Consider the following 23,123-nt stretch of genomic DNA (forward strand, 5'->3'; position numbering starts at 1 on the left):
CTCTGTAACGCCGGACGGTGTTACAGAGACTGCACGATCATCTACTTCTTCTTGCCGAACCCAGGCATCTTGCGAACCGGCTTTACCGACGGCTTGTCGTTCTCGATCCAGCGCCCCAGAGGCTTCCCGCTTTTAGCGTCGCTTACTGAGCCTACCTTGGGTTTCTTCGGCTTCTTCGGCTTTTTCATCACAACGCCACCAGGACCGGTTTGCGGCACCTTGTGATCAGGGATGAAATCCGGCTCGTCCCGTCGCGCAATGGTTTGTCCAATCAGCGTCTCAATGGCTGCCAAGTGGTCGACTTCATCGGCAGCTACCAGAGAAACGGCCGCCCCGGTCGCACCGGCACGCCCTGTACGTCCAATACGGTGGACATAATCTTCCGCCACGATGGGTAGATCCAGATTGACCACGAGCGGCAAGTCCTGAATATCCAGACCTCGTGCGGCCACGTCAGTCGCCACCAGAACATCCGCTTCACCCGCCTTGAACCGAGCCAGCGCACGCAGACGAGCCGGTTGAGGCTTGTCGCCATGAATCGACTCGGCACGAATACCTTCCTGCGTCAGCGTTTCCACCAGCTGGTCGACACCCTTACGGGTCTTGGCAAATATCAGCACCTGCCCCCAGCGCTTTTGCGCATAGAGGTGGCAGAACAGTTCCGCCTTACGCTTTTTGTCCACGGGAATCAGCCACTGCTTGACGCTCTTGGTGGTCGTGTTGCGCGGACTGATATCGATGGTCAACGGATCGCGCAGCAGTGGCTTGGCCAGATCACGAATGGCCTCGGAGAACGTAGCGGAAAAAAGAAGTGTCTGCCGACGCTGGGGCACCATGACAAAAATCTCGCCCAGCTCGCGGGAAAAGCCCAGATCCAGCATTCGATCCGCTTCGTCGAGGATCAGCGTCTGTACCTGATCAAAGCGCACAGCGTTCTGGTTGAACAAATCCAGCAAACGACCTGGCGTGGCGACCAGCACATCCACCCCTTTACGCAACTTCATCATCTGCGGATTGATGCTGACGCCGCCATATACCACCGCCGTACGCAGCGGCAAATGCTGCGCGTAATCACGTACGCTGGTGTGAACCTGCTCGGCGAGTTCGCGGGTTGGCACAAGAATCAATGCACGGACTCGGTTCGCCGTGACTGCCGGGCCCTCCTGAACGAGGCGCTGCAGTGTCGGCAAAGCAAAGCCAGCTGTCTTGCCTGTACCCGTCTGGGCCGCGGCAAGCAGATCGCGGCCTTTGAGTACCGCAGGAATGGCCTGAGCCTGGATCGGAGTCGGAGTGGTGTGTTCCAGCGCGTCGAGCACACGCAACAAAGGCTCGATCAGGCCGAGTTCGGCAAAAGTCATGACGCTAACCGCAATGAAGAAAAGGACGAAATTGTAGGCGCCAAGCAACGTAGCGTCGAGCGCGGCCATCGGAGCGGTAGACAAACGCCGGCCCCTGCCCTGCCGAATGAACGCTTTTGCACCCCGTTTTGAGGGTTACGCCGCTTTAATGGATCTTTTCTTGAACGCTCAGCTATTCGTGCAGACCAACTCTTAAAGGATGCCCTGGACGTCTCAGGCGGTAACCCTCATGTATGGCCTTACCGATCAAGGATCTGATGAATTCGACTGGCACAGCCAGATATCGAACAATCCAGCAAGGAGACTCCATGAAAGCTGTCGTTTATAACGGCCCTCGTGATGTCAGCATCAAGAATGTCACCGACGCCAAGATCGAAAAACCTACAGATGCTCTGGTGCGTATCACTACTACCAACATCTGCGGCTCTGACCTTCACATGTATGAAGGCCGTACCAGTTTTGAACAAGGCCGCATCCTGGGCCACGAAAATCTGGGTCAGGTAGTCGAAATCGGCTCGGGTGTTGATCGCGTCAAGGTCGGTGATTATGTATGCCTGCCCTTCAACATCGGCTGCGGCTTTTGCGAGAACTGCGAAAAAGGCCTGACCGGATTCTGTCTAACCGCCAACCCCGGTAGTGCGGGTGCTGCATATGGCTTTGCGGAAATGGGCCCTTATGAAGGCGGCCAGGCTGAGCTGCTGCGCGTTCCCTACGCCGACTTCAACTGCCTGGTACTGCCCGAAGATGCCCAGAAGAAAGAGGATGATTACGTCATGCTCTCCGACATCTTTCCCACTGGCTGGCATGCGACCGAACTGGCAGGCCTTTTACCGGGCGAATCAGTCGCCATCTACGGGGCCGGTCCTGTAGGGCTGATGGCCGCTCACTCGGCCATGATCAAAGGGGCTTCGCAGGTCTTCGTGATCGACACGCACCCTGACCGGCTCGCATTGGCCGAACGCCTGGGGGCAATTGCCATCAACGGTGCAGAAGGCGAGGCGGTCGAACAGATTCTCAACAAGACCAATGGCCGAGGTACGGACCGCGGCTGCGAGTGTGTGGGCTATCAATGCTGCGACCGCCATGGTCATGAAGCCAATCACCTCACCATGAATAATCTGGTTGCCTCGACCAAGGCGACTGGAGGCATCGGCGTAGTGGGTGTTTTCATACCGCAGGACCCAGGCGCACAGAATGAACTGGCAAAGGAAGGCAAAATGGCCTTTGACTTCGGTCAGTTCTGGTTCAAGGGTCAGCAGATCCGGACAGGTCAGGCCAACGTAAAGGCCTACAACCGTCGCCTGAGCGCCCTGATTCATGCCGGACGCGCCACCCCCTCGAAGATCATCTCCCACAGCCTCAAGCTGGACCAGGCTCCGGACGCCTATAAGCATTTCGATGCCCGGGACGATGGCTGGACCAAAGTGGTGCTCAAGCCTGCGGCTTGACTTCCGCCTCGGCAAGGCTTGCTTTGCGAGCCTTGCCTCTCGCTCGCCACTGTGGAAGCCCGACCAGTATCACGGCCGCCACGATTACTATCATGGCCATCCATTCCGCCTGACCTATCCTTTCCCCGGCAAACACAATCCCCAGCAGCACCGCCACGACCGGATTGACATAGGCGTAACTGGTCGCTGCGGCCGGTCGTACATGTTTTAGCAGATACATGTAAGAGCTGAACGCGATGATCGAACCAAACACGATGAGATACCCCAACGCCAACCAGCCGTCCATGGTCGACGGTGTGGTCAACGGCTCACCGCTGAGACGGCTGCCAATGAATAGAATACCTCCGCCCACAATCATCTCAACGGCACTGGCCATCGGCCCTGCCGGCAGTGGCAGATGACGGCTCCACACTGAACCGAAAGCCCAGCTGGCAGCTGCAAATAGGGTAATCACCGCCCCCAGGGGGGTCGTCTGCATGTTCTCGCCCAGGTTCAGCAGCAGAATGCCAATGAACCCCAAGCCAATCCCAGCCCATTCGAGCCGGGTGTTGTGCTGTCCCCAGAACAGGCCGAAGCACAAGGTGAAGAGCGGTACCGTAGCCACGGCCAGCGCGGCCACTCCAGAGGCAACCCCCGAGTGTTCGGCCAGAGTCACACCGCCATTTCCGCAACTGAGCAGCAGAAACCCGACCAAGCCGCCACCTACCCACTCACGCCGTGTCGGCATGGGAGCTCCTCGGGAAAGTTGCCAGACAAACAAGAGGCTGCCAGCAATCAGAAAACGTAAACCGGCCATCAACAAGGGCGGCCACGACTCAACACCGATGCGAATGACCAGATAGGTCGAGCCCCAAATAACGTAGAGCGCGAAAAAAGCACACAACAAAAGCAACAACGAACGGCTATCCCGGGCAGGCATGATGGCAACTCTTATGATTGAAATCCTGGTAGCTGAGTCGTACAGGTGATCAAGAACCGGAAAACGTATTCAAGCAGCAGGCACCTTGCTGTAGGAAGCTGCCCTCTCGGCCAGGCGCAGCGTGCAATTCTGAATACGGTCAGAGTCAATCAGCGGCTTACGAACCAGACCATTAGTTTAGAAAGAGCAAGCGAGCACGTTAATGCGATAAGCTTGTTTTTTCTGCGCCCCCGCCTTCGTTTCAAAGGTCTTTTGATAAAACAGGCGAGGATTCCAAACCGTCACGGGAGGACGTATGGATCACTATGACCGACAGATTATCAATGCCTTACTGGAAAATGGCAGAGCCTCGTTTGCCGACCTGGCGCGGCGAGTTAATCTGTCGGCTCCTGCGGTAGCAGAACGTGTCGCGAAACTGGAAGCCAGCGGTGTCATTACCGGCTATCACGCGTCGGTCAACCTCAAAGCCCTTGGCCAACCAATCGAATGTCTGATTTCAGTAACACTGACCAAAACCAGCAGCGACAAACTGTTCGATGAGCTGGCCGCGATTCCGCAGCTTATCGCCTGCCATCGCGTAACGGGTGAGTCCTGTATCGTGCTGCGGGCAGCCGTGGCAGACATGGCCGAACTGGAGGCGCTCATCGATCGGCTGATGCGCTACGGCATGAGCAAGACGTCGATCATTCTATCGACGCCTTTCGAAAGACAGACTCCAGCCAAACTGTATCCGGCAGTCGAGGACGCTCGATCCATCCGCCGCGCCTGATGTTCAGCGCAACAGCAAACCGTCCTCAATGACGACGTATTCGTCCGCTGCCCGGATCAAGGCATGCGCTGTGAGACCAGGAGCCCCATAGACACGGGTATGAACGCCGTAACACTCACGGACCTTCTCCAGCAGGAGGTCAAAGTCACCGTCTCCTGAAGCCAGGACGATTTCATCGACCTTGGGCGCAGCATCGAGCACATCGATTGTGATACCTACGTCCCAATCGCCTTTGGCGGAACCGTCACTGCGCTGAATATAGGGTTTGAGCTTTACCGTAAAACCCAGATTACGCAGGATCTGCTGGAACTGTTGTTGCCGGCTGTCTCCTCGCTCTATGGCATAGGCTGACGCAAACACCAGTTCGCCCCGTTGCGAGATTTCCTTTAGGAAGTTCGCATAATTGAAGTGGCAGCCATGCGTATGGCGAACCGTGTAATAGATATTCTGAACATCGACGAACACAGCAATCTTCTTCACAACACTCCCATCGACTAACGTCGCGTACATCAAGGTCATTTCTGCCCGGGTCACTCCGCCCCGATACGCTCCTCTACCACCGGCCTGAAGCCGTTTTTACAGAATAGGTCACTTGAAACGACAAAGGCAGCCAATTGGGCTGCCTTTGCTTTCGAACGGTCGATTAGATGAACTGATCGTCATCCCCACCATTGTCAAAAAAGCCACTGTCGTCGCTTCCGTAGTCGGCTTGCTGGAAGCCGCCGTCACCGTAGCCATCATCATAGCCGCCAGCGTCGCTGGCCGGCGTCAAACCACTGTCCTGGCCCCCAGTATCGCTGGCCAAGTCTGCCGCAGGTTCTTCATTGATGATGTTGACGATTTCCTGCGGCTGGGAATCGTGAAACATGCTGGAAATAGTTTCCGCCAGCAATACACCGCCGGCCACCCCCACAGCAGTCTGCATTGCTCCCCCTAAAAAGCTGCCCGCTCGGGAGGGTGCAGCCGGTGCAGCATTGTAGCCATACCCTGGATTAGGCTGACCATACCCAGGCGCCTGGCCATAGGAAGGCGCCTGACGCGGGCCTGGGTCGGTCCAGCCACCACGAGGTGCCTGAGCTTGTGCCTGACTCTGCGATCGCGATTGCTCCTGCTGGGAGCCGCCACCAAACAGGTTGGACAGAAAGCCACCGCTGCTCGGCTTGTTCTGCTGCATCTGTGTGACCTGCGCTTCCAGATCGCGTACCCGCTGATCCAGACGTTTGAGTGCCGCTTCCTGGATCAGGATGACCTGAGCCATATAGTACGGTGCGGCGGGCTGTTGATGCAGGCGCTCCTGAATATAAGCTTCAGCCTGAGCGTCGCGGCTGGCGGTTTGAGACTCCGCATCCTTAAGGCGCGTAAACAGGCCTTCGATCAGTTGTTTCTCTTCAGATTGCATGTGACCTCCCGAAGACGGCCAAGAAACGAAAACCCAGGCGCCGTAGACCTGCATAGGTGTTCGTGAATATCGAGTTATGGTCCGCTGGCAGGTCGGTTTCTACCAGCGGACCGGCCTTCTATAGATGCCGATCAGTCCCGGACATTTCAATCCTGTCCCTGCAGCCATTCAGAATCGGTTCAGCTCGACACCTCCTTGCTAGGCGGCGTGCCGCGGAAGGCATCTTTCTGCTTGACCTCATCCAGCTTTACAGGCCGACCGGTTCGCGCCGATTCATACAAGGCTTCCATGATGCGCTGATCCTGTAGCCCCTCCTCACCTGGGGTGTAAGGCTTCTTACCGGTTACGACGCATTCGGCGAAATGGTCCATCTCGATAGCAAACTGGTTCTTGTCCGGAGCATTGATCTGTTCCACCACCGGCGCGACGAACTCCGTCGTGTTCTGCGACTCCTGACTGCGCTTGAGCTGAAGGTTCCGGTAGGAAAACGCAGGGTCCATTTCTACCCATCCCTTGTCTCCTACGACCCGATAGCGTTTGGAATTGAATGTGGAGTAGCTGGTCATGCACTGCACGTGTACACCACTAGGGAATCGCATCTGCCAGAGCATGGCCTCCTCGACTTCCTTGAAGCGCGGGTCATCCGGCGTGCTGTACTGCGTGGCGAACACCTCGACCGGCTCTTCGCCCAACAGAAAGCGCGCGGTGTTCAGGCAATACAGGCCTATATCCGGCAAGGCCCCACCACCGGCCAAGGCTTTCTTGTGCCGCCATTGGTCCACATTTTCCTTGGACTGATTCTGACAGTTCGCCATCTCCAGCAGCTTCACAGTACCAAGCCCGGTTCCGTTGCGTAGCCACTCCATTACCTGGCGGTTACGCGGCTCATACTGAATGCGATAAGCCACCATCAATAACCGATTGGCCTGAGCGCAGGCCTCGATCATTTCCTGGCATTCCTTTACGGAATTGGCCATGGGCTTCTCGCACAGGACATGTTTGCCCGCCTTGGCGGCTCGCAGCGTAAACTCATGGTGCATGCTGTTGGGCAATACGATATAGACGACATGCACGTCCGGGTTATCACGGATCTGATCAAAGCTCTGGTAGTTGTAGAGACCGCTTTCGGGCACGTTGTACATCTGGGCGACACGCATTGCCTTTTCGCGATCTCCGCTGACCAGCGCGGTCACCTTGCACCGCTTGGAGGACGCAAAAGCTGGCAGGATCTCCTCAAGCGACAGCCTTCCCAGGCCTACAACTGCAACCCCGACACGCTGGTCACGTCCCAGTTGAACCGGCATGTCCGTCTTGTCGCTTTTGCCTTCCTGCATATGCGGCAGCGTAATGGGCTTGGGCAACTGCTCCGCCGGCTGGCCCGCCCCGCCCGTAGGCACCGCCTGGGCAGCGCCAGCCGTATTCTGGGCCCAGGCACTTTTGCTGGCCAGACCAAGCACACCGGCTGCTACCGCACCCTGTCCGGCATACATGAGAAATTTACGACGTCCGCCCAGACCATCTAACGCATTGCTCATAAGGCTCTCCTGAAAGTAGGCTTTGTGTTCAGAAGGCCTGCGAAACGCGCAAGTTCCTCGCGTTTGTTACAAGACATGGACAACCGACCAAGGGCGTGTACAGTCTCCCGTTCCCCATCCTAGAGCACTTTCATGACCACAGAGCCCGCCGCCCTACTGATCATTGACCAGCAACAAGGTATCCAGTCACCCGTGCTGGGACCACGTAACCACCCCCAAGCTGAGCAGCGGATCGCGGCCCTGCTCACGGTCTGGCGTGAACAACACTGGCCGATCGTTCATGTGCGTCATATCTCACGTGATCCGCAATCTGTTTTCGCACCGGGCCAGCCAGGGGCAGCGTTTCAGCCGCGCTTGTGCCCGTTGCCCCAGGAAATGGTCTTTGAGAAGAACGTTACCGATGCCTTTATCCATAGCGGCCTTGAGCGCTGGCTACATACCCGCGGCATCAAGCAGGTTGTGATTACCGGCGTAGCCAGCGAGAATTCGGTGGAAGCAACGGCCCGGACGGCCAGCAACCTGGGGTTTGCCACGCGTGTAGTGGAGGATGCCTGCTACACCTTTGCCAAGACGGACTTTTATGGCACTCCCCGAAGCGCCGAAGAGGTTCACGCCATGGCCATGTCCAACCTGCAACAAGAATATGCCGACGTCATGACGACAGCCCAGCTGCTGTCAGGCCTCGGTTTTACCCTGTCAGAAAACGGCTGATAAAAGCCGTTCCGTTCTTATCGGACAAGCGAGTCATGACGCCTTTCAATATCCTGCGCGATGCACTGTATTTTTTCTCCCGCCACCTGGTTTCGCTGCTGATCCTTTGCCTGCCCTGGCTGGTCATAGAAAGCGTGGCACGCTGGCAGGTGGTTCAGCACTTCGGCACTGAAGGAGGCCTTTGGGAGCTGCTGGTTGGTGTGATGTTCTATCCGATCTACACCGGCTCACTCATCCTGTTCTTGAATGCCCGTAGCCATGGCCATATGCCTCCAATTACCGAGCTGTGGGGTCATGCCCTTCGTCTATGGCCCCGCTTCGCCATCATGGCGGGTCTGGTTGCCTCGCTGGTCGTATTTGGCTTTTCGCTGATGATCGTGCCGGGTTTTCTGGTCATGGTGAAGTTTGCCTTTGCCGAGCCCATGCTGGTCCTGCGTGGCATGGCCCCGCTGGAGGCCATGAGCGCAAGCTTCCAGAAGACTCGCGGACATTTCCTGACCCTGCTGCCGCTGATCCTAATCACGCTTCTACCCGCCTGGCTGCTGGATGCCTGGATCAGCAGTCAATTTAGCGATACGTCAGCTCTGCAAATCATTTTGCAGAGCCTGTCTGGTCTGCTCCAGCTCATCTCTTCGATCGCCATATTTCGCCTGTTCATGATGGCTGACCGTTCGTCTTGAGCCGATCAAAGCTCAAGCCAGACGGCCGCTATCTTAACGCAGGTCTTTCCATACAGATGAGGCTTGGCCTCGCGCGCACGTAGAGTATGTCGCGGCGAGCAGCTTCCTGGAGCAATGTTCACATGCATAACGGCATGCTGCTCTTGAGCGAAGGTAAGGCGCTGACACTGCCTTCGAATGATAGGCTGATCGCGTTCGAGGAAATCGAGGGACGCTATACGGTATTTGTCTGCCTAGCATAAAAAGTTATCCGGCCGCCTATGCGGCCGGACTCAAGCATTACCACATCAGATCGTCAGGAATCTGATACGCCGCGTATGGATCGTCCGCATCTGGCGCTTCATTCTGCACATTGAGCAGCACGACCCGACGCGGGTCACGCTCCTGGATGCGCTCAGCCGTTGCGCGGGGTACTACATCATAACGGCCTTCGTGTCGCACGATCCCCAGGCTACCCTTGCTCAACTTCTCACGCATCAAGGCATTGACCGGGACGCGCTTGACCTTCTTCTCATCAACGAAATTATAGTAATCGTCGCTTTCAAGCTTTGGCAGACGACTCCCTTCGATCAACTGCTTGATCTGAGCCTGCTCAGCCTTGCGCCGCTTCTTTTCTTCCTGTTGACGATTAAGCTCCTGATCCCGGGCAAGCTTTTCAGCCTGGGCCTGTTGGGCAGCCAGTCTCTGGGACTCATCCTTCTCAGCCTGCCCGCGGTGCTCCATACGGGTTTGCTTCTGCTTTTGCTTGGTAGCCTGCTTGGCTTGTTTCTCGTTGACCAAACCCGCCTTCAGGAGCTGGTCGCGCAAAGACATACTCATGGGTGCAACTCGTTCTAAAGCCCGTCGGGCGGGCATGTTACGTTAAAAGACGCATAGTACCCGGACGGTCGGCCCCTAGGCCAGCCGACAATCGGAATCGTCAATGTTCGCCAACCATCCTGTGCATTGATTTTGCGCAGTGCAAGCATGGGTATAGAGTGAAATAATCACCACCATACAGTCAGCGCGTTAATATTGGCACACTACGCCACTGAAATGCTTAGCCTGCTAACCAGCTCAACCTGAAAAGCCGAGCCCATGATTACCTTTATTATTCTTGCCCTGTTCGTTGCCAGCGTACTGTTCGTACATCTGCGCGGCCGCTCACGCCTGCCATTCCTGCGTCAGCTGGTCAATCACTCTGCGGTCTTCGCGCCCTACAATTCCCTGATGTATCTGTTCTCCAGCGTACCCTCCAAGCCTTACCTTGATCGTGAGCGTTTCCCGGAACTGGATGTGCTCAAAGACAACTGGGAGGTCATTCGTGAAGAGGCCATGCACTTGTTCGACGAAGGCTATATTCGCGCCGCCGAGAACAACAACGATGCGGGCTTTGGCTCTTTCTTCAAGAAGGGTTGGAAGCGTTTTTACCTGACCTGGTATGGCGAGCCGCTGCCTTCGGCCCAGACGCTCTGCCCCAAGACCGTTGAGCTGGTCAGTCGCATTCCCAATGTAAAGGGTGCCATGTTTGCGCTGCTGCCCGGCGGCAGCCATCTGAACCCGCACCGTGATCCCTTCGCCGGCTCCCTACGCTACCATCTGGGACTTTCGACTCCCAATTCGGATGCCTGCCGGATCTACGTAGATGGCGAGCCTTACGCCTGGCGGGATGGTGAGGACGTCATGTTCGACGAGACCTTCGTGCATTGGGTCAAGAACGAAACGGAGCAGACTCGGGTCATCCTGTTCTGCGATATCGAACGTCCGCTCCGCTCGCGCCTGCTGACCTCCATCAACCGTCGTGTCAGCCATTTCCTGGGCAGCGCCACTGCGCCTCAGAACGTTGATGGAGAACGCGTAGGCGGTATCAACCAGGCCTATGCCTTCAGCAAGCGCTTCGGTGACGCCTTTGGTGGCATGGTTCGCAGCTTCAAGCGTCGCCACCCCAAGGCATATAAGGTCCTCAAGCCTGTACTGGCCATCCTGGTCTTTGCCCTGCTGTTGAAGTGGATCTTCGGCTGATCTATCTTGTGCCAAAGCGCTTAACGGGGCGCTTTGGCCGCTCGCTCCTTCGCCTTGGCAGCATCCCATAACGCATCAAGCTCTTCCAGCTCACATGCCTCCGGACGCTTACCCTGCTCGCGCAACGCCTGCTCGATAAAGCGGAAGCGCCGCTCGAACTTGCTGTTGGCAACGCGCAAGGCATTTTCCGGATCGACTTTGAGATGGCGGGCCAGGTTGGTCACCACAAAGAGCAGATCACCAACCTCTTCAGTAATGTGCTCATGATCCTGCTCGGCCATGGCCTCGATAACTTCGTTCAGCTCTTCGTGCAGCTTGTCGATGATGGGCTCTGCGGCCGGCCAGTCAAAACCTACTCCAGCTGCACGCTTCTGTAGCTTGGCCGCACGAGACAGCGCTGGCAGCACAGCAGGAACGTCATCCAGCAGAGAGAGCTGCTCTGGCGCCTCGGCCTTTTCGGCACGCTCTTGCGCCTTGATTTCCTCCCAGCGCTGCTTGATGGCTTCCTCACTCAGACGGGGCTGATCCAGAGGGCCATAGAGGTCGCCGTCGGGGAATATATGCGGGTGGCGCCGCACGAGCTTGCGGGTAATGCTGTCTACGACGTCTGCAAACAGGAACCGGTCCTCCTCTTTTGCCAGCTGACTGTAGTAGACGATCTGAAACAACAGATCCCCCAACTCATCACGCAGCTGCGCATAGTCGCCCTGCTCGATGGCATCGGCCACCTCGTAAGCCTCCTCGAGCGTGTGCGGGATGATGCTGGCGTAGGTCTGTTTGAGATCCCAAGGGCACCCATGCTGCGGATCACGCAGTCGGGCCATGAGATGAAGCAGATCGTCGAGGCTATACATAGGTCGTCCTTACAATCGAAATACGGTCAATAAAAAGGGCGAGCTTACGCTCACCCTTTCATGGTCATACACGGCTCCGGCGGGGCTCAGGTGGCACGATTACGACGGGCTTCTATGATGTTAGGTAGCTGGGAGACACGTCCCAGGAGCCTCCCCAACGCATCCAGCCCTGGAATCTCGATGGTAAGCAACATGTTGGCCGTATTCTCTTCCTTGTTGGAACGCGTGTTGACTGCCAATACGTTGATGCGCTCGTTGAGCAGCACCTGCGAGACGTCACGCAGCAGCCCCGGGCGGTCGTAGGCCTTAACCAGGATATCCACCGGATAGGTTTGGACGGGTACCGGCCCCCAGCTGACCTGGATGATACGCTCGGGCTCACGGCTGGAAAGCTGTAGCGCATTCTGGCAATCCTGACGGTGAATGGTGACGCCACGGCCCAGCGTGATGTAGCCAACAATGGGATCACCCGGCACTGGTTGGCAGCACCCGGCAATCTGAGTCAGCAGATTGCCCACACCGTTGATCTGTACATCGCCCCGCTTGCCCGACTTGTGCGGAGACGGCTTGCGCTGCAGGAGATCAAGTGGATCGGTCTCCTTCTCTGGCTCGACCAGCTGCTGAGCCGCATGCATGACATGGGCAAGACGCAGGTCACCTGCTCCCAGGGCAGCCTGCATATCCTCTGCATTCTTGTAATTGACCTTTTCGGCGAGCGTGTTGTAGTCCACCGGCGGTAGCGCCAGACGAAGCAACTCTCGATCGATCATGGCCTTCCCGGCAGCCACATTCTGATCACGGGCCTGGAACTTGAACCAGTGAACAATCTTGGCCCGAGCACGCGAGGTCATTACATAGCCCAGGTTCGGGTTGAGCCAGTCACGACTGGGTGAACCCTGCTTGCCGGTAATGATTTCTACCTGCTCACCTGTCTGCAGCGTGTAATTGAGCGGCACGATGCGGCCATTAATCTTGGCGCCCCGACAGTTATGCCCGATTTCAGTGTGAACACGATAGGCGAAATCGAGTGGAGTAGCGCCCTTGGGCAAATCGATGGCATGCCCATCCGGTGTAAACACATAGACCCGGTCAGGTTCGATATCTACCCGCAGCTGCTCGGCCAGGCCACCGATATCACCCAGCTCCTCGTGCCATTCCAGCACCTGCCGGAGCCAGGAGATTTTCTCTTCGTAATGGCTGGAGGCCGATTTGACATCTGTCCCCTTGTAACGCCAATGAGCGCACACCCCCAGCTCCGCCTCTTCATGCATGGCATGAGTACGGATCTGCACCTCAAGCACCTTGCCTTCAGGGCCGATCACCGCCGTATGCAGCGAGCGGTAGCCGTTTTCCTTGGGGTTGGCAATGTAGTCGTCAAACTCTTTGGGAATATGGCGCCACAAAGTGTGTACGATCCCCAGGGCGGTATAACAGTCGCGGATTTCAGGAACAAGCACACGAACCGCACGAACATCGTAGATCTGGCTGAAATCCAGACCTTTTTTCTGCATTTTTCGCCAGATCGAGTAGATATGTTTGGCACGACCGCTGATATCCGCCTTGACGCCCGTCGCAGCCAACTCCTGCTTGAGCTGCTGCATGACATCGGCAATATATTGCTCGCGATCGAGCCGGCGCTCGTGCAGCAGCGTGGCGATCTGCTTGTACTGAACCGGCTCCAGGTAGCGGAAGGACAAGTCTTCCAGCTCCCACTTAATGTGGCCGATCCCGAGGCGATGAGCCAAGGGCGCATAGATATCGAATACTTCACGTGCGACGCGGTTGCGACGTTCATCCGTGGCGTTCTTGACTGCCCGGATCGCACAGGTACGCTCGGAGAGCTTGATCAAGGCCACGCGGACATCGTCCACCATGGCTACCAGCATGCGGCGCAAGTTATCCACCTGGGCCTGGGTGCCCAGTACCATTGATTGCCGCGGATTGAGACTGGCGCTGATCGCCGCCATGCGCAGCACGCCTTCAATCAGCTTGGCCACAACGGGGCCGAAACGCTTGCCAGCCTCTTCCAGGCTTGCCTTGCCTTCGCGTACGGCGCGGTAGATCAGCGCGGCGACAAGGGAATCCTGATCCAGTTTGAGATCTGCCAGGATCTCCGCCATCTCCAGCCCCGTCTGAAAACTGGAGGTACCCGGAGCCCACAAGTGTTCGGAGGGTGCAGCCTCTGCTTCGGCCGCACGAGCGAATTCGCATGCTTCCAGCAAGGCCTGACGCTCGAAGTTCGGGTCCATGCTCTGGACGTGATCGAGCCATGCCTCGATGTTGATGCTGCCATCATTATTGACGGGTTGATGCGCTCTGACCTGTACCATCTTACGTTCCTCGGCGCTATTTATTGCGCCGTTTAAGTCCAGCCATCAACTGGCCGATTACGCGAGGTTCAGGCTAAACGAAAAAACACGTATTCAGGTGATCTGCGAGTGATCGGAATGTAAAAGGCCATTACAGTCCCGAATACAGTCACACCGGACTCACCCTCATTCATTACTTTTCGCTAGACCTGCCCCTACCTCGCTACAAACAAAACCATCGCCTCGACATGCGCCGTCTGCGGGAACATGTCCAGGATTCCAGCCCGCACAGGAACATACCCCTGACGAACCAGTTCGCCTGCATCCCGTGCCAATGTAGCGGGATTACAGGACACATAGAGCACACGCTGTGCACCCAGTTGCTTCATCTGCTGCACTACGGCCAACGCGCCATCACGTGGCGGGTCCAGCAATACGGATGAAAAGGTCTGGCCAAACCATGGCGCATCGATAAGCGGCTTCGACAGGTCTGCCTGGAAAAAGTGCGCGTTATCCAGGCCATTGGCCCGGGCATTTTCACTCGCGCGCTCCGCCATGACGGAAACGCCTTCTACGCCAACCACGGCATGCACACGCTGCGCCAATGGCAGGGCGAAATTGCCAAGTCCGCAAAACAGATCGAGCACCCGCTCATTCGGCTCCGGCGCAAGCCAGTCGAGCGCCTGTGCAATCATCGCTTCGTTAACTGATGCATTGACCTGTACGAAATCACCCGGACGGTAAGCAATCGTCAGGTTCCATGGCTCCAGTTGGTAGCTAAGTGCTGCCTCGGGCTCGTCGGGGTACGGCTCACCTTCGGCCTGCCACCAGAGCTGAACCGAGTGCTCCATGCAGAAATGGCGCAGATGATCGCTGTCACGCGGCGAGAGCGGACGCGTGACACGCACCAGCATGGCGCAGGCCGTCCCTTGAAACAGCTCGACGTGACCAATGGCTTGTGGCTGCTCCAACCCGACAAGTAAAGCCGGTAGCGCTCTGGCGATAGGCTGCAATGGCTCAACCAGCACACCACAGGCCTCCAGCGGAACGATATCCTGGCTGGCAAGCGCCCGAAATCCAACATCCAGGCGGCGAGCCTTGGCATCCCAGCGCACCGCGATACGTGCACGACGCCGATAGCCCAACTCTGGGCCATGCAGTGGCGCAGCCCATTCATTGGGCGTCACGCCGGCAAATCGCTGTAATTGCTCGGCCAGCGTACGCTGCTTGAGGGCCAGTTGAGCCTCATGCGGAATATGCTGCAAGGTGCAGCCACCGCAACGACCGGCCATGGCACACGAAGGCAGGCGTCGTTCGCCACTAGGCTCAAGCACCCGCTCCACACGCGCCTCAACCACCTGGCTTTTGGCAGACAACACACGCGCCTCAACCGTTTCCGATGACAAGGCACCCGAAACGAACCAGGTCCGACCTTCGAGATAGGCGATACCCCGGCCATCATTGGCCATCTTCTCAATGGTCAGGCGCTGTTTCTTGCCGACCGGAACCGACGAGGCCCGGCTACCGCCGCTCGGCTGAAAACGCAGCCCTTTTGCACGCATACTGTTCTCTTGAATCAAACCCGCGTTTAACGCGGATCATAAACACCAGTAGAAAGATAACGGTCACCACGATCACAAATGATCGCCACGATGACTGCATTCTCAACTTCTTTGGAAATACGCAGCGCAGCCGCTACGGAACCACCCGACGATACGCCGCAGAAAATACCCTCTTCCCGGGCCAGACGGCGCATCACGTCTTCCGCCTCCTCCTGGCTCATGTCGACGATACGATCCACACGCGTGGCATCGAAAATCTTTGGCAGGTACTCCTGCGGCCACCGGCGGATACCGGGAATGGCGGCACCTTCGCTCGGCTGCAGTCCGACGATCTGCACCTCAGGATTCTGCTCCTTCAGGTAGCGCGACACGCCCATGATGGTACCGGTCGTACCCATGGAACTGACGAAGTGCGTGATGCTACCGCCGGTCTGCTGCCAGATTTCAGGGCCGGTCGAGCTGTAGTGGGCAGAAGGGTTGTCCCCATTGCCGAACTGATCCAGCACCTTGCCCTTGCCCTCGGCCTGCATACGGGTCGCCAGATCACGCGCACCCTCCATGCCTTCTTCGCGACTGACCAGGATCAACTCGGCGCCATAAGCCGTCATAGCCGCCTTGCGCTCGGCGCTGGAGTTATCCGGCATGATCAGAACCATGCGATAACCCTTGATGGCTGCAGCCATCGCCAGGGCAATGCCCGTATTGCCCGAGGTCGCCTCGATCAGTGTATCGCCCGGCTGGATGTCACCGCGCAACTCGGCACGCGTGATCATCGACAAGGCTGGCCGATCCTTTACCGATCCGGCCGGATTGTTGCCTTCCAGCTTGACCAGCAGGGTATTGGATGTCTCACCGGGCAGGCGCTGCAAACGCACCAGCGGTGTATTGCCGACGCAGTCGGCAATGGTCGGATACTGCACGCTCATGGAATTCGCTCGGTTCCGCTGCCTTTGAATAGGCCTCTATGATACCGGCAAATGAGGGGCGTTCCCTAATCTCATGATGCGCGGGATGAATAAAGGCGATATCAGGTCGTCTTTTCCGCAGCCTCTGGCCGTGAGCTGACACCACGACTCCAGCATTTTCGGCCTGTTTACTCCCGCGGAGAACCGTTTAGCGACCATCCGCCACAAAATCGTCCCGGCAATCGAAACAAGTGTTTTACACTTCCCCCATTGTTGCTCTGGAGACGGGTAAGTGCTGAACGAGTTGGGAATCAAGGGCCGCATCCTGCTGCTGAGCCTGCTACCGACGTGTGTCATGGCGATGGTGCTGGGCGGTTACTTCAGCTGGGTTCAGCTATCCGACATGCGGACGGTGCTGGAAGAGCGCGGCCAACTGATCGCCGAACAGCTTGGACCACTGGCCGCGCCTGCCCTGCTTCGGGATGACCGGGTCCTGCTCCAGCGCATTGCCCAGGATGTACTTGATCAGGCCGATGTACGGGCTGTCGAGTTCATCAGTGCCGACCAGAAAATCCTGGCCCATGCCGGCCCTCGTATGACAATCGCCATTCGTAACGACGATGGCGAGACCGCCAGCCTGCGCAGCGGTCTGGATGTCACACACTTCCATCTACCCGTTCAGGCCCGGCATCTCAAGCTCATTACCGGTGAGGTCAACATGCCCAGCTCGCACCTGCTGGGCTGGATCGATATCGAGCTGTCTCACCACGCCACCCTCCTGCGCGGCTACCGCAATCTGGTGATCAGCCTCCTTTTGATCATCTTCGGTCTCTGCCTGACAGCCGTGGTAGCTGTCCGTATCGGTCGCAGCATCAATCATCCCCTGCGCATCATCAGCGATGGCGTGGGTCATCTCAAGGACGGTCAGCTGGAAACCCGCCTGCCCAAAGACCTTGGCAGTTACGAGCTGGATACCCTGGCGGACGGGATCAACCGTATGGCCGAAGCCATGCAGAACGCCCAGGAGGAAATGCAGAACAACATCGACCAGGCCACGGAAGATGTGCGGCAAAACCTGGAAACCATCGAAATTCAGAACATCGAGCTGGATCTCGCCCGCAAGGAAGCCCTGGAAGCCAGCCGGATCAAGTCCGAATTCCTGGCCAACATGAGTCATGAGATCAGAACGCCCCTCAATGGCATCATCGGCTTTACCAATCTGCTGCAAAAAAGCGAGCTGACGCCCCGGCAGCAAGATTATCTCGGCACTATTCAGAACTCTGCTGAAAGCCTGCTGGGCATCATCAATGAGATCCTGGACTTCTCCAAGATCGAAGCCGGCAAGCTGGTTCTGGAAAGTATTCCCTTCAATCTGCGGGACATGATTCAGGACACCATGACCATTCTGGCGCCAGCTGCGCATGAAAAGCAGCTGGAACTGGTCAGCCTGATCTACCGTGACACTCCGGTCCATCTGGTAGGTGATCCCCAGCGCCTGCGCCAGGTGTTGACCAACCTGGTCAGCAACGCCATCAAGTTCACTCACGAAGGCACTATTGCTGTCCGCGCCATGGTGGAAGATGAAGACGATGACCATGCCCAGCTACGGATCAGTGTTCAGGACTCAGGCATTGGTCTCTCCGAGCAAGATCGGGACATGCTTTTCCAGGCCTTTACCCAGGCAGACAATTCACTCTCCCGACAGGCGGGGGGCACCGGCCTGGGTCTGGTCATCTCCAAACGTCTCGTCGAGCAAATGGGCGGCGAAATTGGACTGGAGAGCGAGCCCGAGGAAGGATCTGAGTTCTGGATCACCATCAACCTACCCAAATCGCGCAATCCGTTGGAAACCCATCGCCGACTGGCCTTTGCCGGCCGCCGCGTAGGCCTTGTGGAACCACACGAGCTGACACGCCAATCGCTACGCCATCAGCTGGAAGATTGCGGTTTGGAGGTGGTCGAGTTCGAGACGCTTGAGCAGCTGACGGAAGCCGTTTCTAGGCAGCGGAAAAGCGAGGCCGCCATCACGCTGGCCGTGCTAGGGGTAAGCTCCAGCACCCTGCCACCTGATCTACTGACTGAGCGCGTCTGGCAGCTGGAGCGGCTGGACTGTAATTCGTTGATCTTCTGCCCTACGACCGATCAGTCCGTGTTCCATGCAGCCTTGCCAGATGTGCATTGCCAATTGCAGGCCAAGCCTGCTTGCAGCCGTAAACTGGAACGCGCCGTGGGTGAGCTGCTCAATCAGCGGCCGACTCGTCCTGAAAATACTGCCCATACCCGAATTGACCGCGCACCTCGCCTGCTCTGTGTTGACGATAACCCCGCCAACCTGCTGCTGGTCGAAACGCTTCTTACCGACCTTGGCGCTGAGGTCACGGGTGTCGACAGTGGTTATGCCGCTGTCGAGGCAGCACAGAGGGAACGCTACGACCTTATCTTCATGGACGTACAGATGCCTGGCATGAATGGTCGACAGGCCACTGAAGCGATTCGCGCCTGGGAGGTGGAAAGCGAACATCCGCCGGTACCTATCGTGGCATTGACTGCCCACGCCATGTCCAACGAGAAGCGGGCCTTGCTTCAGGCAGGCATGGATGATTACTTAACCAAGCCCATTAGTGATCGGCAGCTTGCCCAGGTGGTGCTCAAATGGACTGGTCTGCGCCTTCAGCAAAACGATACTCAGGAGATGAGCCCGCTGTCCTCTTCCGGAGCGGACATTGCCAATCTGGCCATATTGGATGAAGACGAAGGGCTGCGGCTGGCCGCAGGCAAGGCCGATCTGGCCAGTGACCTGTTGACCATGCTGCTCGCCTCGCTGGCAGCTGACCGGCAAGCCATCCGTTCGGCCCGGGAGAATGGCGACCGCATCGGCCTAATCGAGCGGATCCACCGCCTGCATGGCGCAACCCGCTACTGTGGAGTTCCTCAGTTACGAGCCGCGTGCTACCAGAGCGAGACACTGCTCAAACAAGGCGCCCCTACTTCATCGCCCATTCTGGACGAACTTGATGCCGCTATCGTGCAGCTTTCGACCATGTCCAAAACACCTATTTAACGGAGTGGTGCCAATAGGCCAACTCAGTGTTCAAGGTTTCACTCCTTTGTAAACACTATATAGTAGGCAGCTATCTTTTCGATAAACGGCGTCCATTCCGTGGCGCCATTATCGTGACACCTTAAATCCGGTATGCGATATTCGCCGCCGCTTAACTGTCAGACAGGCTATCTATAGTGATTCATCGGCTCCGACGTTTTTTATTGTTGGATGAATCCAGACAAACCCCAACACCTGACTTTATCTGGAAAACCAGCACGCTGCGTGTACTGGCGCTCAGCAGTATCGTGCTGGTTGCCCTTATTTTCATCCACTGTACCTATCAGGCACTAGAGGCCGGTCGCCCTTACGTTCTGATAATGGAAGCCGTCTTTCTTGGCGCCTTCTTCAGCCTCTTCGCTTTCAGATCACGCTCCTATCGGCTTAGCGGTACGGTCTTGATCTTCGTCCTATACGCACTCGGTCTGTGTAGCCTGTTCTTCGTCGACTACAAGCAGGCCAAGGCTGGCATCCTCATCATTTATGCCACACCGCTGCTGGCGCTGATCTTTTTCAACTGGCGCGTTTATCTGGTGCTGTGCGTCGCCAATTTGCTGCCTCTTTACCTGTTGTTGAGCGACACCCCCATACCTCATCTGTTTGGCATCAACCTGTCGTTGAGCTACACGCGCAACTACCTGCATTTGCTTCTGTTCATGCTGTTCAACGTGTGTATTCCGCTTGCCATTGCTCGTCTCATAACCACCTTGGCCAATGCGCAGCGACGCCAGCATCAGCTCAATCAGGCGCTGCAATACAGCCAGCAACTTTACAATGAGGTGTTTTCCCACCTCGGCGCATTTCTGCTCTGCCGAAGCGATGGACTGATCCTCAAACTCAATGACGAAGCGGCTGCCTTGCTGGGGCTACCAGCGCGGGTAATCGAGAGTCAGGTTTATTTGGACAATCTAGTACGCAATGAACAAGGTGAGCCGGTCAAACTGGTTCCGGACGACTCCCTGCAGGAATGGCAGGTCCAGGGTAGAACTAAACCTCGCTGGCTCAATCTTCGTATCAGCCAGCCGACGTCCAATCAGAATATACTGGTAAAACTGCGTGACATTACCCATCTGCATGCATTGCAAAGCGAGCTGCGTAACTCCGAGCGCCTGAGCATTCTGGACCCGCTGGTAGGCGTACTGAACCGCAGCGGCGCCATCAAGCGACTGGAGCAGGCAATTGGCCAGGCGGGCTCGAAGCCACTGGCCGCGCTGACCATTCGCCTTCCTCACCTGACCTACATCAATACCAAGTATGGCCTGGACGTCGGCGATCAGTACCTGCAGGCCTTTGCGCACCACCTGAGTCGCTTGCCACGAAAGAATCTGGTAGCTCGCCTCAAGGGCGCCACGTTTCTGGTGGTTCTCACCGAGCTGGACAGCATCGAAATCGGCCTTGATCGGCTACATGAACTTAAGAGCAGCCTACCTCCGCATTTGCAGATCGACCGACATCTTATTGATGTGGCGCCTGATCTTGGAACCGCGTTCTATCCTCAGGATGCAACCAATGCGCTGCAATTGATCGAACGTAGCAGTCATGCGCTCAAGAATCCCCATGGCGATACGCTGCTACCCACCTATGATTCCAACCTGGCGCAGCGCACGTTCGAGCGAACCGAGCTGTTGCTGGAGCTGAGAAAAGCCATCGAAACCCGCGCCCTTTTTCTTCACTATCAACCTCGGGTCGATGCTCAAGGCAACCTTCACAGTGTGGAAGCACTGGTACGCTGGACGGACCCCAACGGCCGTCCCGTTCCACCCGATCAGTTTGTCGCCATAGCCGAGGAAAGTGGACTAATCCATACGCTGGACGCCTATGTTCGCGATATGGCATGTGCCCAGATTGCACGCTGGAAACGCGACCTGGGTACCGCACCACTGGTGGCAGTCAATCTGTCCGCTCAGGAAGTTGCAACGGAAGGTCTGGCCGAAAAGTTTTCCGGCTGCCTGCAACGATACGGGCTGACCCCTCATGACCTGGAAATCGAAATCACTGAAAGCAGTCTGCTTCATGAAAACGAAACCACGCTGACCAACCTCAAGATCCTCGAAACCAGCGGCTATCGACTCACTATGGATGACTTTGGCACTGGCTATTCGTCACTCAGCCGCCTGACCCACTTGCCTATTTCGAGCTTGAAGATTGACCGCTCCTTCCTGGCCGACGTCCCTGGCAGCGAGCGCCAGGAAACGCTGATCAAGACCTTGATCGCCCTGGCGCGCCTGATGGATCTAAAAGTCGTTGCCGAAGGGGTGGAAACCAATGAACAACTGGCGCTCCTGGATAGCCTGGGATGCGACCTCTACCAAGGTTACCTGTTCTCCCGTCCGGTCGATGCGTCCACGTTGACCGAGCGGTATCTGGCGCCCGGGTTACTCTTCAAAGAGTGACAATTGGCGAGCGCCCTCCCGCAGATCAATTAGTCTTACCCCTACGCCCAATAGGCGAACAGGCTTGCCTCCCCGCATGAAAGCCTGGGTCAGAAGCCGTCGATAACTATCGATATCCCGCCCAGCCCCGGCCTGCTCAAGGGTGGTTTGGGTAAAGTCGTGAAACTTGACCTTGACGAAAGGTTTTTCCGGCCGGTAATGGGTATCCAGTCGGCCAAGCCGCCCGGCCAGCTCTTCAAGCAAAGCGGGCAGCTGGGCCGTACAGGCGGCCAGATCAGGCAGGTCATGCTCGAAGGTATTTTCAACACTGACCGACTGACGTCGGCTATCCACCTGGACTGATCGTTCGTCAATTCCCTGAGCCAGATTCCACAGCCGCTCGCCAAACAGACCAAACTCCTTGATCAATGCAAGGCGTCCCCACTCCAGCAACTGCTCGCACCGCTCGATCCCCAGGCGCGTCAGCTTTTCAGCCGTCACCTTGCCTACGCCATGCAGCCGGGCAACAGGCAGAGTAGCCACAAACGCGGCCACTTCCGGTGGGGTAATAACAAACAGCCCGTTCGGCTTGCGCCAGTCGCTCGCAATCTTGGCCAGAAACTTGTTTGGCGCCACACCGGCCGAAACAGTGATATGAAGCTCTTCCCACACACGCCGCCGAATCTCTTGCGCAATTCGGGTTGCACTGCCGGAAAAATGCGGACTGTCCGAAACGTCGAGATAGGCCTCATCCAGGGAAAGCGGTTCGATCAAATCGGTAAAATCACGAAATATCGTATGGATCTGACGCGATACCGCCTTGTAGACATCAAAGCGCGGGCGCACAAAGATGATGTCGGGGCACAGCCGCTGGGCTTGATGGGAGGCCATTGCTGAACGCACGCCGTATGCACGCGCCTCATAATTGCAGGTTGCAACCACGCCACGCCGATCAGGAGTACCACCGACGGCGATTGGCCGGCCTACCAGGCGAGGGTCGTCACGCATCTCGACAGCGGCATAAAAACAGTCGCAATCGATATGGATGATTTTTCTCTGCGTCATACCCTCATGCTCGACAGGTTCGCTAACACCGCTCCACCTGCATTATGCGCTATACACCGCTACCCACCCAGCGGTTCACCGAAACTTTAGCGCTCCCGCGACACTCGGAATTCTAGAACATTACGATAACCAGGAG

General features: G+C 57.1%; 18 protein-coding genes. 7 read left to right on the forward strand and 11 right to left on the reverse strand.

The genetic code is table 11. From position 1 onward, the window contains the following. Positions 1 to 41: 41 nt before the first annotated feature. The gene (locus tag QWJ10_RS00845) at positions 42 to 1,358 is read right to left on the reverse strand and encodes a DEAD/DEAH box helicase (protein WP_289924522.1); all 1,317 of its coding nucleotides are present in this window, start codon (positions 1,356 to 1,358) and stop codon (positions 42 to 44) included. A 308-nt stretch (positions 1,359 to 1,666) separates the two neighbouring features. On the opposite strand from QWJ10_RS00845, the gene QWJ10_RS00850 reads away from it, so the two are divergent. Next, the gene (locus QWJ10_RS00850; RefSeq protein WP_289923587.1) at positions 1,667 to 2,806 is read left to right on the forward strand and encodes a glutathione-independent formaldehyde dehydrogenase; all 1,140 of its coding nucleotides are present in this window, start codon (positions 1,667 to 1,669) and stop codon (positions 2,804 to 2,806) included. Here QWJ10_RS00850 and yedA read toward each other — a convergent pair. Next, entirely contained in the window at positions 2,790 to 3,725 is a 936-nt protein-coding gene (yedA, locus tag QWJ10_RS00855) for a drug/metabolite exporter YedA (protein ID WP_289923589.1), read from the reverse strand. The genes QWJ10_RS00850 and yedA overlap by 17 nt on opposite strands. Before the next feature lie 295 nt (positions 3,726 to 4,020). Between yedA and QWJ10_RS00860 the strand changes: the two genes are divergently transcribed. Continuing rightward, entirely contained in the window at positions 4,021 to 4,494 is a 474-nt protein-coding gene (locus QWJ10_RS00860) for an Lrp/AsnC family transcriptional regulator (RefSeq protein ID WP_074827783.1), read from the forward strand. Positions 4,495 to 4,497: 3 nt separating this feature from the next. Here the strand turns inward: QWJ10_RS00860 and QWJ10_RS00865 are convergent, their stop codons facing one another. From QWJ10_RS00865 to QWJ10_RS00875, 3 genes are all read right to left on the reverse strand, one after another. Then, complete coding sequence (locus tag QWJ10_RS00865; RefSeq protein WP_112297893.1) at positions 4,498 to 5,004, reverse strand: NYN domain-containing protein; 507 nt, start codon at positions 5,002 to 5,004, stop codon at positions 4,498 to 4,500. A 133-nt stretch (positions 5,005 to 5,137) separates the two neighbouring features. Then, positions 5,138 to 5,893: a DUF2076 domain-containing protein gene (locus QWJ10_RS00870; RefSeq protein WP_289923593.1), complete on the reverse strand. Its 756-nt coding sequence runs from the start codon at positions 5,891 to 5,893 to the stop codon at positions 5,138 to 5,140. A 179-nt stretch (positions 5,894 to 6,072) separates the two neighbouring features. Then, positions 6,073 to 7,428: a Gfo/Idh/MocA family oxidoreductase gene (locus QWJ10_RS00875; RefSeq protein WP_289923595.1), complete on the reverse strand. Its 1,356-nt coding sequence runs from the start codon at positions 7,426 to 7,428 to the stop codon at positions 6,073 to 6,075. 132 nt (positions 7,429 to 7,560) lie between these two features. Between QWJ10_RS00875 and QWJ10_RS00880 the strand changes: the two genes are divergently transcribed. Together QWJ10_RS00880 and QWJ10_RS00885 are read left to right on the forward strand one after the other, a co-directional pair. Beyond that, positions 7,561 to 8,139 carry a cysteine hydrolase family protein gene (locus tag QWJ10_RS00880; protein ID WP_289923599.1) on the forward strand — a complete coding sequence of 193 codons (579 nt, stop codon included), beginning with the start codon at positions 7,561 to 7,563 and terminating at the stop codon, positions 8,137 to 8,139. 35 nt (positions 8,140 to 8,174) lie between these two features. Continuing rightward, positions 8,175 to 8,819 carry a YciC family protein gene (locus QWJ10_RS00885; RefSeq protein ID WP_122043212.1) on the forward strand — a complete coding sequence of 215 codons (645 nt, stop codon included), beginning with the start codon at positions 8,175 to 8,177 and terminating at the stop codon, positions 8,817 to 8,819. A 279-nt stretch (positions 8,820 to 9,098) separates the two neighbouring features. On the opposite strand, the gene QWJ10_RS00890 is transcribed toward QWJ10_RS00885, so the two are convergent. After that, the gene (locus QWJ10_RS00890; RefSeq protein ID WP_010797461.1) at positions 9,099 to 9,638 is read right to left on the reverse strand and encodes a DUF2058 domain-containing protein; all 540 of its coding nucleotides are present in this window, start codon (positions 9,636 to 9,638) and stop codon (positions 9,099 to 9,101) included. A gap of 258 nt (positions 9,639 to 9,896) precedes the next feature. Here QWJ10_RS00890 and QWJ10_RS00895 point away from each other — a divergent pair, with 258 nt between their 5' ends. Next, positions 9,897 to 10,820 carry an aspartyl/asparaginyl beta-hydroxylase domain-containing protein gene (locus tag QWJ10_RS00895; RefSeq protein WP_289923605.1) on the forward strand — a complete coding sequence of 308 codons (924 nt, stop codon included), beginning with the start codon at positions 9,897 to 9,899 and terminating at the stop codon, positions 10,818 to 10,820. Positions 10,821 to 10,840: 20 nt separating this feature from the next. Here QWJ10_RS00895 and mazG read toward each other — a convergent pair whose 3' ends face one another. From mazG to cysM, 4 genes are all read right to left on the reverse strand, one after another. Beyond that, positions 10,841 to 11,674: a nucleoside triphosphate pyrophosphohydrolase gene (gene mazG, locus QWJ10_RS00900; RefSeq protein WP_289923607.1), complete on the reverse strand. Its 834-nt coding sequence runs from the start codon at positions 11,672 to 11,674 to the stop codon at positions 10,841 to 10,843. A gap of 86 nt (positions 11,675 to 11,760) precedes the next feature. Then, positions 11,761 to 14,004, reverse strand: a complete 2,244-nt coding sequence (gene relA, locus QWJ10_RS00905; protein WP_289923609.1) for a GTP diphosphokinase — start codon at positions 14,002 to 14,004, stop codon at positions 11,761 to 11,763. A gap of 194 nt (positions 14,005 to 14,198) precedes the next feature. Continuing rightward, positions 14,199 to 15,545 (reverse strand): 23S rRNA (uracil(1939)-C(5))-methyltransferase RlmD, encoded by a 1,347-nt coding sequence (rlmD, locus tag QWJ10_RS00910; RefSeq protein WP_289923611.1) that lies wholly within the window; start codon positions 15,543 to 15,545, stop codon positions 14,199 to 14,201. 26 nt (positions 15,546 to 15,571) lie between these two features. Next, positions 15,572 to 16,471: a cysteine synthase CysM gene (cysM, locus tag QWJ10_RS00915; protein WP_010797456.1), complete on the reverse strand. Its 900-nt coding sequence runs from the start codon at positions 16,469 to 16,471 to the stop codon at positions 15,572 to 15,574. Between the two features lie 271 nt (positions 16,472 to 16,742). On the opposite strand from cysM, the gene QWJ10_RS00920 reads away from it, so the two are divergent. Beyond that, a complete protein-coding gene (locus QWJ10_RS00920; protein WP_010797455.1) occupies positions 16,743 to 19,511 on the forward strand; it encodes an ATP-binding protein in 2,769 nt (922 codons plus the stop codon). A 176-nt stretch (positions 19,512 to 19,687) separates the two neighbouring features. After that, a complete protein-coding gene (locus QWJ10_RS00925; RefSeq protein ID WP_289923615.1) occupies positions 19,688 to 21,943 on the forward strand; it encodes a bifunctional diguanylate cyclase/phosphodiesterase in 2,256 nt (751 codons plus the stop codon). Here the strand turns inward: QWJ10_RS00925 and dinB are convergent. After that, a complete protein-coding gene (gene dinB / locus QWJ10_RS00930) occupies positions 21,926 to 22,987 on the reverse strand; it encodes a DNA polymerase IV (RefSeq protein ID WP_010797453.1) in 1,062 nt (353 codons plus the stop codon). The genes QWJ10_RS00925 and dinB overlap by 18 nt on opposite strands. Positions 22,988 to 23,123 lie beyond the last annotated feature (136 nt).

Source organism: Pseudomonas sp. WAC2, from assembly GCF_030403525.1.
Classification (GTDB): Bacteria; Pseudomonadota; Gammaproteobacteria; order Pseudomonadales; family Pseudomonadaceae; genus Chryseomonas; species Chryseomonas luteola.